This is a genomic window from Empedobacter sp. R132-2 (assembly GCF_030324375.1).
Classification (GTDB): Bacteria; Bacteroidota; Bacteroidia; order Flavobacteriales; family Weeksellaceae; genus Empedobacter; species Empedobacter falsenii_B.
The window spans coordinates 13,307-29,289 of sequence record NZ_JACAGG010000011.1; the positions used below are offsets into that span (position 1 = coordinate 13,307).

Genomic DNA, 15,983 nt, shown 5'->3' on the forward strand with positions numbered 1-15,983 from the left:
GACACTTTTCTGTATCGGTTGTGTATCCGCGCTGTATCCATTCTGTATCCATTGTATATGCGTTCCGTATGGTTTGTTCGTGGTTCGTGTATCGGAAGGGATAGGATTTTTGATTTACGAGGTGGGATTTAGGATGTAAAAATTACAGATTAAATGTTAGATGTATTTGAGGTTAAGAATGAGGTTCTGAACATAATTACGATAATAAGAAGATAATTATTTTATTACGTTCATTTTTGTCTTGACACAAAAACGAACCAAAAAAGTCAAGACTGCGATTTTCGACGTTCAATTACCATCTCACGCACTAAAAAGATTAAATGTTTCGCATACGCTCACTAATCTTTTTTACGCTTGTTTCAATGGATTGAAGCTCGTCTGCAAATCGTATGTCGACTCTAAAATCCGTTGTTAAATAGTGAATTTGAGTATTAATAAGAATAAAAATACGTATAACGTAAAATAACAAAAACCCCTTTCCCAAAAACAAAGTTGGCGCGATGTACTGGAAAAGGAGTGGCTTTTAAAACTAATGTTGAATTTTAAAAAACTTATGTAAAATCATGAAATAGTAAACAGATTCACACTCTATCCCCCGAAGACAACACAATAAGAAAGTAAATGATCTTCATAAAATGTATTAGTGTTAATTTTTTTCATTTATTAATGTATTTTTTAAAACTGTTGGAGGGGGATATTTTAGGAGGAATATAGGATTAACAGGCGCGAATGCGCGCACGCGTGATAATAGAGATGAAATTCTAAATGGAATTTGCGATAATAAGAAGTTCTCTATTTATTGCTTTTTGCTTGATCAAAAAGTAATCAAAAAATCAAGTCTGTGCTTACAAGTCGGTCAATAACGGCTATTCGCTAAATGCTTTAGAACATTCGCATGTGAAATGCGAACAGTAAATCATTTTTAACGCTCTTTACGCCGAATTGACACTCGACTTTTCAGCAATGACGATTTATAAATTCATTGTTAAAAAAGGATTTGAGTATTGAAAAAAGAGTTAAAAATCCGACGATTTAGAATCGAAATGATAACGAATTTGAATATTGAAAAAGGATGTAGAAAATGTCATATGATTTGGAGGCGAGTGTCAAAAAGTTGAAGAGAATGGTTAAAATATTTTACTGTTTGCGTAGCAAATGATTTAAAACATTGAATGACTGAAACTTATTTTGACCGTCGAAAATCAAAGACAAGAGTTTTTTGATTACTTTTTTGCTCTCTTCCCCGAAGGGCATATGAATTCCGATAATTAAAATAGATAAGCTATGAATAAAAAAGTGATAGAAAGAATTTTACATTCATTTTTTCCTTGATGAAAAAACATTTGAAATTAAAAGGAGAAGCTCCTGTGGAGCTTAGGTAAAATTGTTACAAGTTGATTAATAATTATATGTTCATTTTTGTCTTGACACAAAAACGAACCAAAAAAGTCAAGTCTGTGCTTACAAGTCGGTCAATAACGGCTACTCGCTAAATGCTTTAGAACATTCGCATATGAAATGCGAACAGTAAATCATTTTAACGCTCACTACGCCGAATTGACGCTCGACTTTTCAGCAATGACGAGTTTATAATTCGTTGTAGTAAGTGAATTTGAGTATTGAAAAAGGATTAAGAAAACGTCATATGATTTGGAGGCGAGTGTCAAAAAGTTGAAGTAAATGGTTAAAATGTTTTACTGTTTGCGTAGCAAATGATTTAAAACATTGAATGGCTGAAACTTATTTTGACCGTCGAAAATCAAAGACAAGTCTTTTTTCGTTAGTTTTTTTGACGAAAAAAAGTGACATTAAAGAAAAGAATATTCACCACATAGGTACATAGAACTGGATGTAGAAAATAAAGAGCAATAGAGAAGATAAATCTATTAAACAGAGTAAGAAGATCGCTATGTTTCAGTTTACTGAACTATACAATCTCTAAAAAAAGTGACAGATAGATTCTTCGATAGGCTCAGAATGACAAAAGACGTAAAACGTTAAGCGTAGAACGTCAAACTTTAAAAAAAACCTATGTTTCTATTGTGGTTAAAGATAGAATTGATAAAAAAACGTTAAGCGTAGAACGTAAAACATAACAAAAAACCCCTTTCCCAAAAACAAAGTTGGCGCGATGTACTGGAAAAGGAGTGGATTTTAAAACTAATGTTGAATTTTAAAAAACTTATGTAAAATTATGAAAATATTTTACTTTAAACTCAATAGACATACAATAAGTGTGCTATTGGGATTGGTTTGTGCTACACCCCTATTTGCACAAACAGGAAAAACCGTGACTGGAACGGTGAAAGATCATAACCATTTGCTCTCTGGCGTGGTGGTAACAGAGGAAGGTACACAGAATAGTGTGCAAACTGATGCAAATGGACAGTATTCGCTGATCTTAGAACATGATGATGCAAAGCTTATTTTTGAGCAATTGGATTTCCCTATTCGTGAAGAAGAGGTATTGAATAGAAGTGTGATAAATGTGAGTTTCATAAAAGAAGATAACGGGATTCAGCTAAAAGATGTGGTGATAAATGCGGGGTACTATGCTGTAAAAGACAAAGAACGTACGGGGTCTATTGCTCGTGTAACGGCTAAGGAAATAGAGAATCAACCCGTGAATTCTGTTTTAGATGCTTTACAAGGTCGTGTTCCTGGTTTAGAGATTACGCCAACTTCTGGTAATTCAGGTAGTGGTTATAAAGTTAGAATAAGGGGTCAAAATAGTATTGCTGCAGGGAATGACCCCTTATATATTATAGATGGTGTTCCATTTAGTACCACTAGCTTAGGATCTACTGCTTTAGGAGGTGTAATATTACCTGGTGGTAATTCAAATCCATTGAATACGATGGATCCTCAATCCATCGAATCTATTGAAGTGTTGAAAGATGCTGATGCTACTGCAATTTATGGATCACGTGGTGCAAATGGTGTACTATTGATTACTACTAAGAAAGGTAAAACTGGCAAAACAGCTTTTACTGCCGATGCTTCTACAACTATTATTACTCATGGTATATTCCCTACTCTATTAAATACCAATCAATATCTTGAAATGAGACGAGAAGCTTTTGCAAATGATAAGATCACAACCTATCCTACCAACGCATTTGATGTAAATGGAACATGGGACCAGAATAGATTTACCGACTGGCAAAAAGAATTTATAGGAAAAGCCACTACAGCTAACACCTTGCGTTTTTCTGTTTCTGGTGGTAGTGAACAAACAAGTTTTATCTTAGGAAATACATTGGTAAAAGAGAATGCTGTTTACCAAGGAGATTTTAAATATACTAAACTTGGTTTTTTTTCTACGCTAAATCATCAATCTATTGATTATAAATTCAACTTAAGATTATCTGTACAATATAGTTTAGATCGTAATTTTTTACCCACTACAGATCTTACACGTTCTGCTATCACGTTAGTTCCCAATGCACCAAGTTTATACAATGATGACGGAAGCTTAAATTGGGCTAATAATTCGTGGTCTAATCCTATTGCTGCATTAAGAAGTACATATAGAAATGAAACAAATAACCTAAACACTAATGCTGTAATTAGTTATCAGTTGTTGAATGGAGTTACAATAAAGACAAACTTAGGCTATCAGCGTACTGATTTTGATGAATTTCAATCGAATCCTAATACAATGAGAAATCCAGCTTTTGGAAGTACAAGTGCAGCATCTAATATACTTAAGAGTGAAAACTATCAAAATGGCTGGATTATAGAACCTCAGATTGATTTCAATTATAAATTAGGAAAAGGAAAAGTAAGTGCTACAGCAGGTGCTACTTTGACAGAACAAGAGAAAGAACAAAATTCTTTATTAGCAAGTGGGTTTGCGAGTAATCATTTAATGAATAACATACGTTCTGCGACTACCATAAGTTATTTGAAAGAAACTAGTTCTCAGTATAGATATGCTGCCTTATATGCTCGTATAAATTATCAATATAAAGACCGATATATACTTAATTTAACCGGACGAAGAGATGGATCTAGTCGATTTGGTCCTAATCATCGTTTTGCAAATTTTGGTGCAGTTGGTGCAGCTTGGATATTTTCTAAAGAAAATTTCCTACGTGACGTATCATGGTTGAGTTTTGGGAAATTGCGAGGTAGTTATGGTGTAACAGGAAATGATCAGATTGGTGATTATCAATTCCAAGATACTTTTACAATAGCGCAAGGTGGATATGACAATCTGCTTGTTTTATATCCTACACGTTTACAAAATCCTAATTATAGTTGGGAAAAAAATAAAAAGTTAGAAGTAGCATTAGAAGTAGGTTTAATTCATAACAGATTGGATATGGAGATAGCCTATTATCGTAATCGGTCATCTAATCAACTTATAAGTTACAAACTGCCTACAACAACAGGATTTACAAGTATCATTTCTAATTTAGGTGCTGTTGTACAGAATTCTGGAATGGAAATAACATTTAGTGCAATTCCAATACAGCATGGTTTAGTGAAATGGACTACAAGCACACAGTTATCTCTGCCACAAAACAAACTGAAATCGTTTGAAGGATTAGATAAAACACCTTATGTCAATGATTACGTAATAGGTGAATCACTATACATCCGAAAATTATATGATTATCAAGGTATAGATTCGACAACCGGATTATTTCAATTCAAAGATTATAACCAAGATGGACAAATTACCTCTATAGAAGATAGAAAAGTAAGTGTTGATTTATCACCACAGTTTATTGGGAGTTGGCAGAATAGCTTAGTCTATAAGCAATGGACAATGGATTTCTTATTTCAATTTGTTAAGAAAAAAGGATACAACGAATTCTACAGCTTCGGTACTCCAGGTATGATGTCTAATTTTCCTGTTGCAGTCTTAGATCGTTGGCAAAAACCTGGAGATAAAGATAAAAAATTTCAACGTTACACAACGGGGGTAGATTCTAAAGCTTTACAAGCTTATAACAACTTCTTATCAAGTACAGGTGTTATAGAAGACGCCTCATATATACGACTGAAAACTATAGCAATCTCCTATCGATTACCAATTAAAGAGTTGAATGGTTTGATTTATATACAAGGGCAAAACCTATGGACATTAACAAAAATGAAAGGTGTAGATCCTGAAACCGAACGTACTTTTTTACCTACAACGAAAAGAATAGTAATTGGTGGAAAAATAGAATTCTAATCAGTAATTAAAAAATCATGAAAAATTCAATAACAATACAATTGCTATTATTAGTGTTTATTACAAATAGCATACTTTTTAGTTGCGAAAAACTAATCGAAATAGACGATCCAAAAGGTGAAATACCTTCTGAAATAGTTTACGAAAATACACAAACTGCAACAGCTGCTATCACACAGCTATATGCTAACCTTAGAGATGAATATCTTGTAAGTGGAAATTTATATGGTGCATCTACTTTAATGGGGTTTTATGCAGATGAATTGGATTACTATGCGTTAGCAACGAATCCGGTAAATGATTATGTAGAACATAGAATACTTTCTTCTAATACCATTAATTCATCCATATGGTCAAGTGGCTATCAATTAATTTATATGTGTAATGTAGCATTAGAACGTTTAGATAATAGTAAAAATTTATCTAATGAAACAAAAAATCAATTGAAAGGAGAAGCTTTGTTTATAAGAGCTTTCGTTCATTTCTACTTGTCTAATTACTATGGAGAGATTCCTTACATCAAAACAAGTCAATATCTACAAAATGTAAAAGTGACTAGACAATCTACACTAGATATATACATCCAATTAAAAGACGATTTGAAGCAAGCACAAGTATTTCTTAAGAACGAATATCCTACTTCTGAACGTATAAGAGCAAACTACTTTACTGTAACAGCTTTACTTGCACGTGTTGAACTCTATCATAAAAATTGGAAAGATGCAGAAGAATGGTCTAATAAAATTATAAATACTGCATCTATGTATTATTTAGAAAATGATCTTTCCAAAGAATTTTTAAAAGAAAGTCATTCTGCAATTTTACAGTTGAAACCTAAAAAGATTGGAGATCCTACGAACGAATCTAAACAATTTATTTTTGAAGTTGGCCCTCCCCCTACTATGGCTTTGAGTCAAAAATTAGTAGATGAATTTGAATCCAAAGATCTACGTAAGCAAATATGGATAAAACAGATCAATAAAGGAACTGATTATTGGTATATGCCTTATAAATATAAACAAAACACTATAAAAAGTGAGTCTACAGAATACGCTATTCTTTTTAGACTTGCTGAACAAATTCTGATACGAGCCGAAGCTAGAATAATGCAAGGTAATATAACAGGGGCTCTACAAGATATAAACACCATACGAAATAGAGCAGGATTGACAAATACAACGGCTGTGAATTCAGTAGCAATAATGGATGAAATCCTTAAAGAACGTCGTTTAGAATTATTTACTGAACATGGACATCGTTGGTTTGATATTAAAAGATTAAACAAAGCTGAAATAACATTACAACCCTTGAAACCTGGATGGAAATCTACTGATATTCTTTTTCCTATTCCAGATACTGAAATAAGGATGAATCCTAATTTACTCCCTCAAAACAATGGCTATTAAAAATAATATTACAATTATGTATAAAATAATTTATACCACATCATTTTTTTTGCTCTTGTTAATTTTATCAATTGAAAAAGTAAATGGACAAACAGACACCAAAAAAGTATACTCTGAAAGCCTAAACGGCCGATGGAGTGAATCTTCTGTTATTATTAATTCAACAGAGGATGGTAAATGGATTTTAATACGTGAAGATTTTCGTAATAAATCAACTCACTATTTAATTCATCAAAAAAGAAAAATTAAAATTGAAATAAGTCTTCTGCTTACTTCAGAATTTTCAACGGATGAAAAATGGTTTGCATATTATACTTCTAATAAAGAAATTAAAGTAATCAATCTTCTAAATTTAAGTAATAAAACATTCAATAATATTTCTTCTCATGTATTTAGTTTTGATAATAATTCGAGATTTATAGCATTCTATCAAACGAATGAAAAGAAGTCTCTAATCATCTACAATTTACAAAATGATACAACAAACGAGTTTATAGGTGTTTCTGACTTTAGATGGAACCCTAAAGGTGATAAAGTTGCTATGATTTTGAATAATCCTATTTTATCAGATGTTAGGATCTATAATTTAGATCATAATAGTGTAAAAGTTATTCAATCATTTGATCATACTAATTTAAGCCTTTTGAATTGGAACGAAAATGGGGATGTATTATTATGGTCCGAAAATAACAAAGATAACACCATTTTGTTCCATGTAAATGGTAAAGGAAAAATAAGCAAATTAACTTCCGAAGATATCAGAACTCAATTGGATGACAAAGTTATAAGCACAAGTAACATACGCCTAAGTAGTGATGGTAGATCTGTATTTTTTTATAGAAAAAAGAATAATATACAACAAAAAACGGATGTAGAAATATGGGATACCAAAGATAAATGGATTACTCCTCGTAAAAATTCTTATGACAAAAATAAAAGTGATTTTCTTTTGTCTAGTTGGACACCTGAAGATAATATTGTTAAATCAATAACTGACAGTAACACCTCTTCTATTCTTTACAGACATAAACAACCATACGCATTGGTATGGGACGCGTTACAATATGAACCTCAATACAAACAAGATACCTATGTTGATTTGTATGTACAAGATATAAAAACAGGAAAAAGAAAATTAATTGTAGAACATCTCTATTTAGGTAATTATGATGAGTATGCTGTTTTTTCTCCAAGCGGTCTTTTTGTAGCTTATTTTAAAGAGCATCATTGGTATTTGTATGATATAAAAAAGGAAAAAACCTATAATTTAACAGAATCTATAGGGAGAAATTTTTACAATGAATCTGATAATAATATTACAGATAAAGCTCCAGTAGCGGTTCCTATTTGGTCGGAAGATGAGCATGAAATTCTTTTACAAGATCAATATGACATTTGGTTATTGAATGATAAAAAAGTAACTAATTTAACCAACGGTTCTTCAAAAGGTATCCATTTCAAATTAAGTAAAGCAAATAATACCATAGTTGAAAAACAATTGGTTCGTTATTCTTTTTCTGATACATTTACTTATAATTTTAATCGCCCCTTATTGATAGAAACTATTACAGATAATCTAGAAAAAGGATTTGCTTTGTTACAAAAAAATAAAGTTAAACATTTAATTTCAAGCGATCTAAATTATAGTAACCCTAAACTATTTCTAAATTCAAATAAGTTTGCTTATCAAGTGAGCTCCTATAAAGATTCACCCTCTTTCTATATGTATGATATGATACTAAATAAAAGTGAGTTACTTTATCAAAGCAATCCTACTTTGCAAGAATTTGATTTAGGAAAATCAGAAGTTATTGATTATACTTTACCAAATGGAGTAACCTTAAAGGCTACTTTACTTTATCCTTCCAAATTTGAAGCTTCAAAAAAATATCCAATGATTATTAATATCTATAATCAAAATGCAGATAAAAAGTTTGTTTTTCAATCTCCTAATTTTTATGGTTATGACGGTTTTAAACCTATTAATTATGTCACAAATGGTTATTTTGTTTTATTACCTAATCTTTCATACGAAATAGGTAAACCAGGAGAATCTGCTCTTCTCGCTGTAGAATTTGCACTAAAAAAAGTAATAGAAAACAAAGCTATTGATGCTAGTAGAATTGGATTGATTGGTCATTCTTTTGGAGGATATGAATCAGCTTTTATTGCCACTCAATCTAAATTATTCAAAACAGCAGTTGCTGGTGCTGCCGTAAGCGATTTACAAACTTGGTCTCACGATATGCAAGGCAATGACTGGAATACAGATCAGTTATGGAGAACTGAAAGTCATCAATTTAGAATGGGTGATAGTTATTACAAATTAAAAGATAATTATAAACGTAACTCACCTCTAGATCAAGTAGAACAATTGAAAATGCCCTTGTTACTTTGGACAGGTAAAAATGATTATAATATTAATTGGTATCAAAGTGTTTATCTCTTTATGGGAATGAAACGACTTAATAAGGAAGGTAAATTAGTAATATTTGAGAACGAACCTCATCAAATATTTAAAGAACAAAATCAATTAGAATTATCAAAGATCATAAAAGATTGGTTTGAAAAATATTTAAAATAATAATAAAGAGAGGAAGGAAAATCAAATCATCCTTCCTCTCTTCTTTTCGTCTACTATGGACGATGAGTTAAAGGAACACTACAGAATGTACCATTATCATTTTGATAAATTTGTGGTCCTGATGCTCCCATGTAAGTACATGGAACATCACCTATATTGTTACATTCTTGTGGTACCGATTCACATTTTTCATTCAAAGAATTAAAAATATAACCCGTAATTAACATATCTTCATTTGAAGATTTATTTTCAGAGGCAAATGCAAAAGCAACAGCCATCATTCCTACCCCAATTGGTAGCGCTTTTTTTAGAAAATTTGTTTTCATTTTGTAAAATTTTAATGTGGTGACTTACTCTATTATACAGGTTTTCAGTCTTCCCCTGCATTGCGCAATTAATTATTATTTCTTAGTTTGTACATCCATAATTGATCATCTACTACTCCTATCAAATAATTATTATAAGCCACTAATTGTTGAATTGATTGCTTTGGTTGATGATAAAAATAAAAGCTATATTCATATCTATTGTTTCTAAAATCATACGAGTCGATAATCGACATTCCTTTTGCATGATAATCTTTTTCAAACTTTCCTAACCTATCACTTACAATGAAATATGAATTATTATTTGATGCAGCTGTTTTATTAACCATAATTGTTTGACTACCTAACTCATAGTGATTTCTTTTCTTAAAATGAACTAAATCTATTTTAGCAGATGTAATGGTATCAATTGTATTATTTTGAGACTTCAATATTAAATTCTCATCTAAAACCAGATATTGATTTCTGTAATGATATAGATATGTATATATTTTTGATTGCTTATTCCACTGTAGAAGTCCATCAGTATCAAAGGTACCAGTTGATTGTTTTGTCAGGATTTTATCTTTTAAGTTGAATTTATTTTGATCTGTTACTATTTCTCCAATAACAGTGGAATTTGTTTTATTAATGGCTGTGACTACCGCAATTGCAACAGAATCCCTTGGAATAAATTGATTAAAATAAATCTTTTCATTTAATAGTGTTGATGCTTTCCAGTTTACTATTCTTCCTCTAAGTATTATTGGAACTGTACCGTCACCAACAAAAAAATAGGGAGGTTGCACAACAATACGGATGCGTTTATACGGTAAATCATAACGATTAATCTCAATTCTATGAATATTTTCTGTATAATTATGAAAATCAATCTCTTTTATATAAAGAGGCGCATTATAATTTCCTAAATATATAGAACAGCTATCTACCCCAGCTATATAATAGTCATTAGAATTTAAAGTTATTTGTTTTATTTTGTCAAGAATATGTGGAATGTATTTACGCGTAAACGCATTGTTATACTGAGATTTCTTTTCTGATAAACCATATAAAATGGTTACACTAACAATTCCAATTAAAATAAGAAAGAATTGTTGAATTATATAATCTCTCCATGTTTGAGAAATGTTTGTTATCCTAATGCCAATTAAAGCCAATCCTACAAATACACCATTAAAAATCAGATGTTCTGTCCATCCCATCTTTTCTAAAACTCCACCACATGAACAAGGTGTAAATGCTGTGAAATGTAGAATAATGACAATATAGGTGGTGAACATCACCATTAAGAAAAGTGAAATCTGTAAGGCAATTATTCGGTATCGATCAAACATCAAAAGAACCGCTGTTACCAGTTCTATGATTATAACTCCATACGAAATAGGAATCGCATAACTAGCTAATAAGGGCGATTGTCCTAACTGCGTTTGAAAGGTCTCAAAATCCATCAGCTTGCTTGCCGCTGCATAAATGAACAACACAATAAATAGGTAGCAGATGAGTGTTTGTATAAATGGATCGTATTTTCTCATCTTAATGTGTTTTAGGGTTTAAAGTGAACTACTCACCTCCTTCTTCAGTACGCTTGATATAAGGATCTTTATCTTTTGGTGGATCAGCTTCTTGTTGAATAGAATCAGCAGTAACTACACTATCCAATTCTATATGTAAATCTGATTCGCGTTTTTGTTCTACAACAGATAAACCATCTGATCTTAATTGTTCTTTTTCTTCCTGTTCTATACATTGATAAAATAGGAAACTAATGATGCTAATGAATAAATAAGTTTTTGTTTTCATAGTCGTGTTTTTTAGGATTATTTATATTCTTAGCTTAAAATTAGAAGGCATAATGATTAAAACAATAAAGAAGCACGTCAAAAACATAAACACTATGTTGATTTTATAAAAGTGTTACTTGTAATCGTTTATATTATTAATAATTAGCAAATTACCAAATGTTAATTTTTTAATTTACTATGAAAATAATATCCTACAACGCTGTATAAATGTGTGAAATTTATAAATTCATACATTTCATGGTGTAATCGATTAGTGATTTGTGGTAATTTACAAGCCTTATTCGATTAAAATAAGTAACTTACATGGAAATCTACTACTGTTTTCATCTAAAAAAACAATGCTTATGAAAACATCTGTACCCCTTCTAATTGGATTTTTATGGCTTATTTTCAACATCGAAAATGTCTATGCAATTGATCAACTAAGCACAGAAACAAATGATTTTCTGGTTCAGAGAATTGATTCATTTCAAACCGATAAGAACAATTCCGAAGTTTGGAAGTACATTAATGCTTATATCTTAAAGGCTAAGATTAGCAATGATGGCGAAACTTTATTCTATGGCTATAAAGAAGCTATTTACTATTCACAGGATTATTCAACCAAATTAAAATATGCTGATAGTGCAATAGTTGTTGCTCAACAGACAAGGAATAATGATTTGATTGTTCAAAGTTTTCTTTCGAAAGGATTGGTTCATTATCAGTTCAAGAAATTTCAACCAGCCTTAAAAAATTATTTATTAGCTGAAAAGAAATTGAATAAGAAATCATCCAACTACTTAACATATAAAGTCCTTTTTAATGTTGCTTTAATTAAATTTCAATTAAAACAGTTTGAGGAGTCTCATGATCTATTTGCGAAATGCTCTTCTTATTTTGAAAAAAATAGTTCGGATATCAATCACCAAGCTTATTATTTAAATAGCCTTTATTATTCCGTTCAAATCTTACAGGCTCAACATAAATACAAAGAAGCTAATCAGCTTAATAATAAAGGCTTGAAATTGAGTCAAGATTCGCAAAACGACTATTTTATTCATTATTTTACTTATTTAAAAGGAATTCAGTTCTATTTAGAAAAAGAGTATCAACAGTCTATAACCACGCTAAAAAATGAATTAGATCATTTGAAAAGTCACCACGATTCTAATACACTGAGTTTGGCTTATTTTTATATTGGTAAAACTTACGAGGCAATAAATGAAGTACAAAAAGCAATTATATATTTTGAAAAAATAGATCAACTTTTTAATGAATATGATTTTTTAGATAGCGATATTCGTGCTGCTTACGATGCCTTAATCCATAATTCTGAAAATAATCGTAATTACCCAAACCAATTGTATTATATCAATCAGTTACTAAAACTAGATCATTTGACTCAGCAAAATACAGTAAAGCTATCTCCCGTTCTCCAAAAAGAATATGATGAAAAAGAACTATTGAAGTTGAAGAAAAATGTTGAATTCAAAATCATCTTCTACCCTATTTTGATAGGTTTTGTGATCATTTTATGTTCAATCGGGGTATTGTATAGTTACAAACGTTTTTTCAAACAGCTTACGATAGATAAAAAGAAAGTAAAAGAACCTCCTGTTATTGAGATTCCGACTGAAGTTGTAAATCATATTTTGAATCAGTTGAATGATTTTGAAATGAATCACTTATTTGTACAGAAAACTTTAACCTTGGCTCAATTAGCAAAATCATTTAAAACCAATTCTGCATATTTATCAAAGATTATTAACTCAGAAAAAGGAACTAATTTTTCAAATTACATCAATCAACTTCGAATAAATTATGTTCTTCATCTCCTAAAGGATTCAGATCAGTTTCATCAACATTCAATTGGTGATTTAGCAGAATTAGTAGGTTTTTCATCTTCTCGTCAATTTTCGAATGTATTCTTTCAAGTGACTTCATTTCGCCCTTATGAATATATAAAACAATTGAAATTCAATTTGAACAAAAACAATTAAAAAGAAAAACGTAAACAACATTTTCATCTCTAAGTAGTAGCAGGATACTCCCAACATAAAGGCAAGATGAAGGCAACATAGTGGCAGTAGAATGTATGTAAACGATTTTTGAATTGAGATGTAAGAATTGTAGTATGTAAAAAGTAGTATGTATTTAAGATTAAGAATGAGGTTCTGATCATAATTTACGATAATAAGAAGATAATTATTTTATTACGTTCATTTTTTGTCTTGACACAAAAACGAACCAAAAAAGTCAAGACCGCGATTTTCGACGTTCAATTACCATCTCACGCACTAAAAAGATTAAATGATTCGCATACGCTCACTAATCTTTTTTACGCTTGTTTCAATGGATTGAAACTCGTCTGCAAATCGTATGTCGACTCTAAAATCCGTTGTTAAATAGTGAATTTGAGTATTGAAAAAGGATGAAAAACCGGCATTAAAACTCTCACGTTAAGAAAATGGTTGAGTGCAACGTTAAAAAGGTTTTAGCCCGTAGGGTTTGTAAAATCTTTAGTGGAATGAGAACATTTTTAGTAGAGAGGTTTACAGCCAAGAGTTTTTTGATTACTTTTTTGCTCATAAAAAAGTGATAGAAAGAATTTTACATTCTTTTTTTCCTTGATGAAAAAACATTTGAAATTAAAAGGAGAAGCTCCTGTGGAGCTTAGGTAAAATTGTTACAAGTTGATTAATAATTATATGTTCATTTTTATTCATGAGTTATTATTGTTTTCAAATGAATTCATATGCCCTTCGGGGAAGTCTTGACACAAAAACGAACCAAAAAAGTCAAGTCTGTGCTTACAAGTCGGTCAATAACGGCTACTCGCTAAATGCTTTAGAACATTCGCATATGAAATGCGAACATAAATCATTTTTAACGCTCTTTACGCCGAATTGACACTCGACTTTTCAGCAATGACGATTTATAAATTCATTGTAAAAAAAGGATTTTGAATATTGAAAAAGGAGTTAAAAATCCGACGATTTAGAATCGAAATGCAATTCAACTCTAAATTATTGGAATAAAAAAAGTTGGAGTGTTTGAGCAAAGCGAGTTGCCAACTTTATGGAAATAATTTATTTAAAATACCTGAGCCATAACATGGCTCCTCCTTTTAATTTCAAATGTTTTTTTGGATGAGCTTCCCCAAAGGGCATATGAATACCAATAATTAAAATAAACAGGAAATGAATAAAAAATGAAAGGAAGAAATGAAAATTAGAAATAAGTAGTACCTGAGCCACACCGTGGCTCCTCCTTTTAATTTCAAATTTTTAATTTCAATTTTTTTTTTTGGATGAGCTTCCCCGAAGGGCATATGAATTCAATATTCGTAAAATAAAAAAGAGGATGACTTTTAATAAAGATCTAAATAAAAGATTAAAAAAATTACGCAAATAAATAACTGTATGATAATAATTTATAGTATTTTTATCTCAAATAATACTATAAAATTAATATTTGAACAGCGATGAATAAACTATTTATTGTAGCGATTGCAGCTACTTTGATTGTTTCTTGTAACAACAAAACAGAAGAAAAGAAAACGGATAATGTTATAGTAGATACTAATCAAAAACAAGAAAATACGGTTGCTAATAATGGATTTGACATCAGCAAAATTCCATTTTCAACAGCTGATATTGGAGATTTTCCTTTCATAAATCTTCCGCAAGGTTTAAAAGAAATGAACAAACCTTTGGTAAAACAATTTGACATATGTTTTTTTCCTATTAACGGTGTTATGACACCTTTTGAAGGAAAGTTGTATAAAACTTTTGTTTCACCTAAACAAGGAGAAGAATTTTCGCAAAATTTCTTTGAAAAAAGTATGGCTGATTATTTACAATCTATCGGGGCTGTTAAAGTGTTTGATGGTGAAATAACCAAAGAAGAATATGAGCGTTACAATAAACAAGATCCGAATAAAGGAGGCGAAGGTGATATGGGATACGCTGGACAAAATATGAAGTTTTGGGTATTACGTACAAAAGATAAAGGAAATGTATATATACAATACCTTTCTAACAATGCTGGTGCTTCGCTTAATGTACTACAAGAAACAGACTTTAAGCAAACTATCACCAAAGTAACAGCAGACGAAATTGCTGAGGATTTGACTAAGAATGGAAAATCTATTTTATATATTAATTTTGATGTTGATCAAGCAAAAATCACGCAAGAAGGTGATGAGATTGTGACTGAAATTGCAAATGCCTTAAAGAAAGATAACACATTAAAAATATCAATTGAAGGGCATACTGATAATTCTGGCGACGCTAAGCATAACAAAAAACTATCTAATGATCGTGCAAATGCTGTAATGCAAAAACTAATTGCTTTAGGTATTGATAAAACACGTTTATCTGCTATAGGATACGGAGCTGAAAAACCATTGGTAGCAAATGATACAGAAGAAAATAAAGCTAAAAATAGACGTGTAGAGTTGGTTAAAGTAAAGTAAAATCTATATATGTTTTAATTTTATTAAACATGAAAAATATTGATACTAATCCGTAGTACATTATTAAAAAAAGTTGCTCCAAACATTATAGAAACTAAAGAACTAGATTCTATACCAAAGAATGTTTAATTCTGATGATTCTTTAAAATCATTTAATCAAAAATGATACAAATTCATATCTACTAAAAAAAAAACCTTGAATAATTCAAGGTTTTTTT

The 15,983-nt window shown here is 30.6% G+C and carries 8 protein-coding genes; 5 read left to right on the plus strand and 3 right to left on the minus strand.

Translation table 11 applies throughout. The features are described from left to right. The first annotated feature begins 2,194 nt into the window (after positions 1-2,194). From HXZ69_RS07125 to HXZ69_RS07135, 3 genes are read left to right on the plus strand one after another with little or no spacing between them, the layout of a single operon-like run. A complete protein-coding gene (locus HXZ69_RS07125; RefSeq protein WP_286495480.1) occupies positions 2,195-5,188 on the plus strand; it encodes a SusC/RagA family TonB-linked outer membrane protein in 2,994 nt (997 codons plus the stop codon). A 17-nt stretch (positions 5,189-5,205) separates the two neighbouring features. Further along, a complete protein-coding gene (locus HXZ69_RS07130) occupies positions 5,206-6,594 on the plus strand; it encodes a RagB/SusD family nutrient uptake outer membrane protein (RefSeq protein ID WP_286495481.1) in 1,389 nt (462 codons plus the stop codon). Further along, a complete protein-coding gene (locus HXZ69_RS07135; RefSeq protein ID WP_286495482.1) occupies positions 6,584-9,178 on the plus strand; it encodes an alpha/beta hydrolase family protein in 2,595 nt (864 codons plus the stop codon). The genes HXZ69_RS07130 and HXZ69_RS07135 overlap by 11 nt, the downstream gene beginning before the upstream one ends. Before the next feature lie 53 nt (positions 9,179-9,231). Here the strand turns inward: HXZ69_RS07135 and HXZ69_RS07140 are convergent, their stop codons facing one another. The 3 genes from HXZ69_RS07140 to HXZ69_RS07150 all read right to left on the minus strand — a co-directional run bounded on the left by HXZ69_RS07140 (position 9,232) and on the right by HXZ69_RS07150 (position 11,304). Continuing rightward, entirely contained in the window at positions 9,232-9,504 is a 273-nt protein-coding gene (locus HXZ69_RS07140) for a DUF6520 family protein (RefSeq protein ID WP_286495483.1), read from the minus strand. 68 nt (positions 9,505-9,572) lie between these two features. After that, positions 9,573-11,036 (minus strand): DoxX family protein, encoded by a 1,464-nt coding sequence (locus HXZ69_RS07145; protein WP_286495484.1) that lies wholly within the window; start codon positions 11,034-11,036, stop codon positions 9,573-9,575. Positions 11,037-11,064: 28 nt separating this feature from the next. Then, positions 11,065-11,304 (minus strand): hypothetical protein, encoded by a 240-nt coding sequence (locus HXZ69_RS07150; protein ID WP_286495485.1) that lies wholly within the window; start codon positions 11,302-11,304, stop codon positions 11,065-11,067. A gap of 346 nt (positions 11,305-11,650) precedes the next feature. Between HXZ69_RS07150 and HXZ69_RS07155 the strand changes: the two genes are divergently transcribed. Further along, positions 11,651-13,288: a helix-turn-helix domain-containing protein gene (locus tag HXZ69_RS07155; RefSeq protein ID WP_286495486.1), complete on the plus strand. Its 1,638-nt coding sequence runs from the start codon at positions 11,651-11,653 to the stop codon at positions 13,286-13,288. A gap of 1,484 nt (positions 13,289-14,772) precedes the next feature. Next, complete coding sequence (locus HXZ69_RS07160) at positions 14,773-15,765, plus strand: OmpA family protein (protein ID WP_286495487.1); 993 nt, start codon at positions 14,773-14,775, stop codon at positions 15,763-15,765. The last annotated feature ends 218 nt before the right edge of the window (positions 15,766-15,983 follow it).

Coding starts and splice junctions, on each gene's coding strand:
- HXZ69_RS07155 (WP_286495486.1), top strand. CDS start 11,651: ATGAAAACATCTGTACCCCTTCTAATTGGATTTTTATGGCTTATTTTC.
- HXZ69_RS07135 (WP_286495482.1), top strand. CDS start 6,584: ATGGCTATTAAAAATAATATTACAATTATGTATAAAATAATTTATACC.
- HXZ69_RS07140 (WP_286495483.1), bottom strand. CDS start 9,504: ATGAAAACAAATTTTCTAAAAAAAGCGCTACCAATTGGGGTAGGAATG.
- HXZ69_RS07145 (WP_286495484.1), bottom strand. CDS start 11,036: ATGAGAAAATACGATCCATTTATACAAACACTCATCTGCTACCTATTT.
- HXZ69_RS07125 (WP_286495480.1), top strand. CDS start 2,195: ATGAAAATATTTTACTTTAAACTCAATAGACATACAATAAGTGTGCTA.
- HXZ69_RS07130 (WP_286495481.1), top strand. CDS start 5,206: ATGAAAAATTCAATAACAATACAATTGCTATTATTAGTGTTTATTACA.
- HXZ69_RS07150 (WP_286495485.1), bottom strand. CDS start 11,304: ATGAAAACAAAAACTTATTTATTCATTAGCATCATTAGTTTCCTATTT.
- HXZ69_RS07160 (WP_286495487.1), top strand. CDS start 14,773: ATGAATAAACTATTTATTGTAGCGATTGCAGCTACTTTGATTGTTTCT.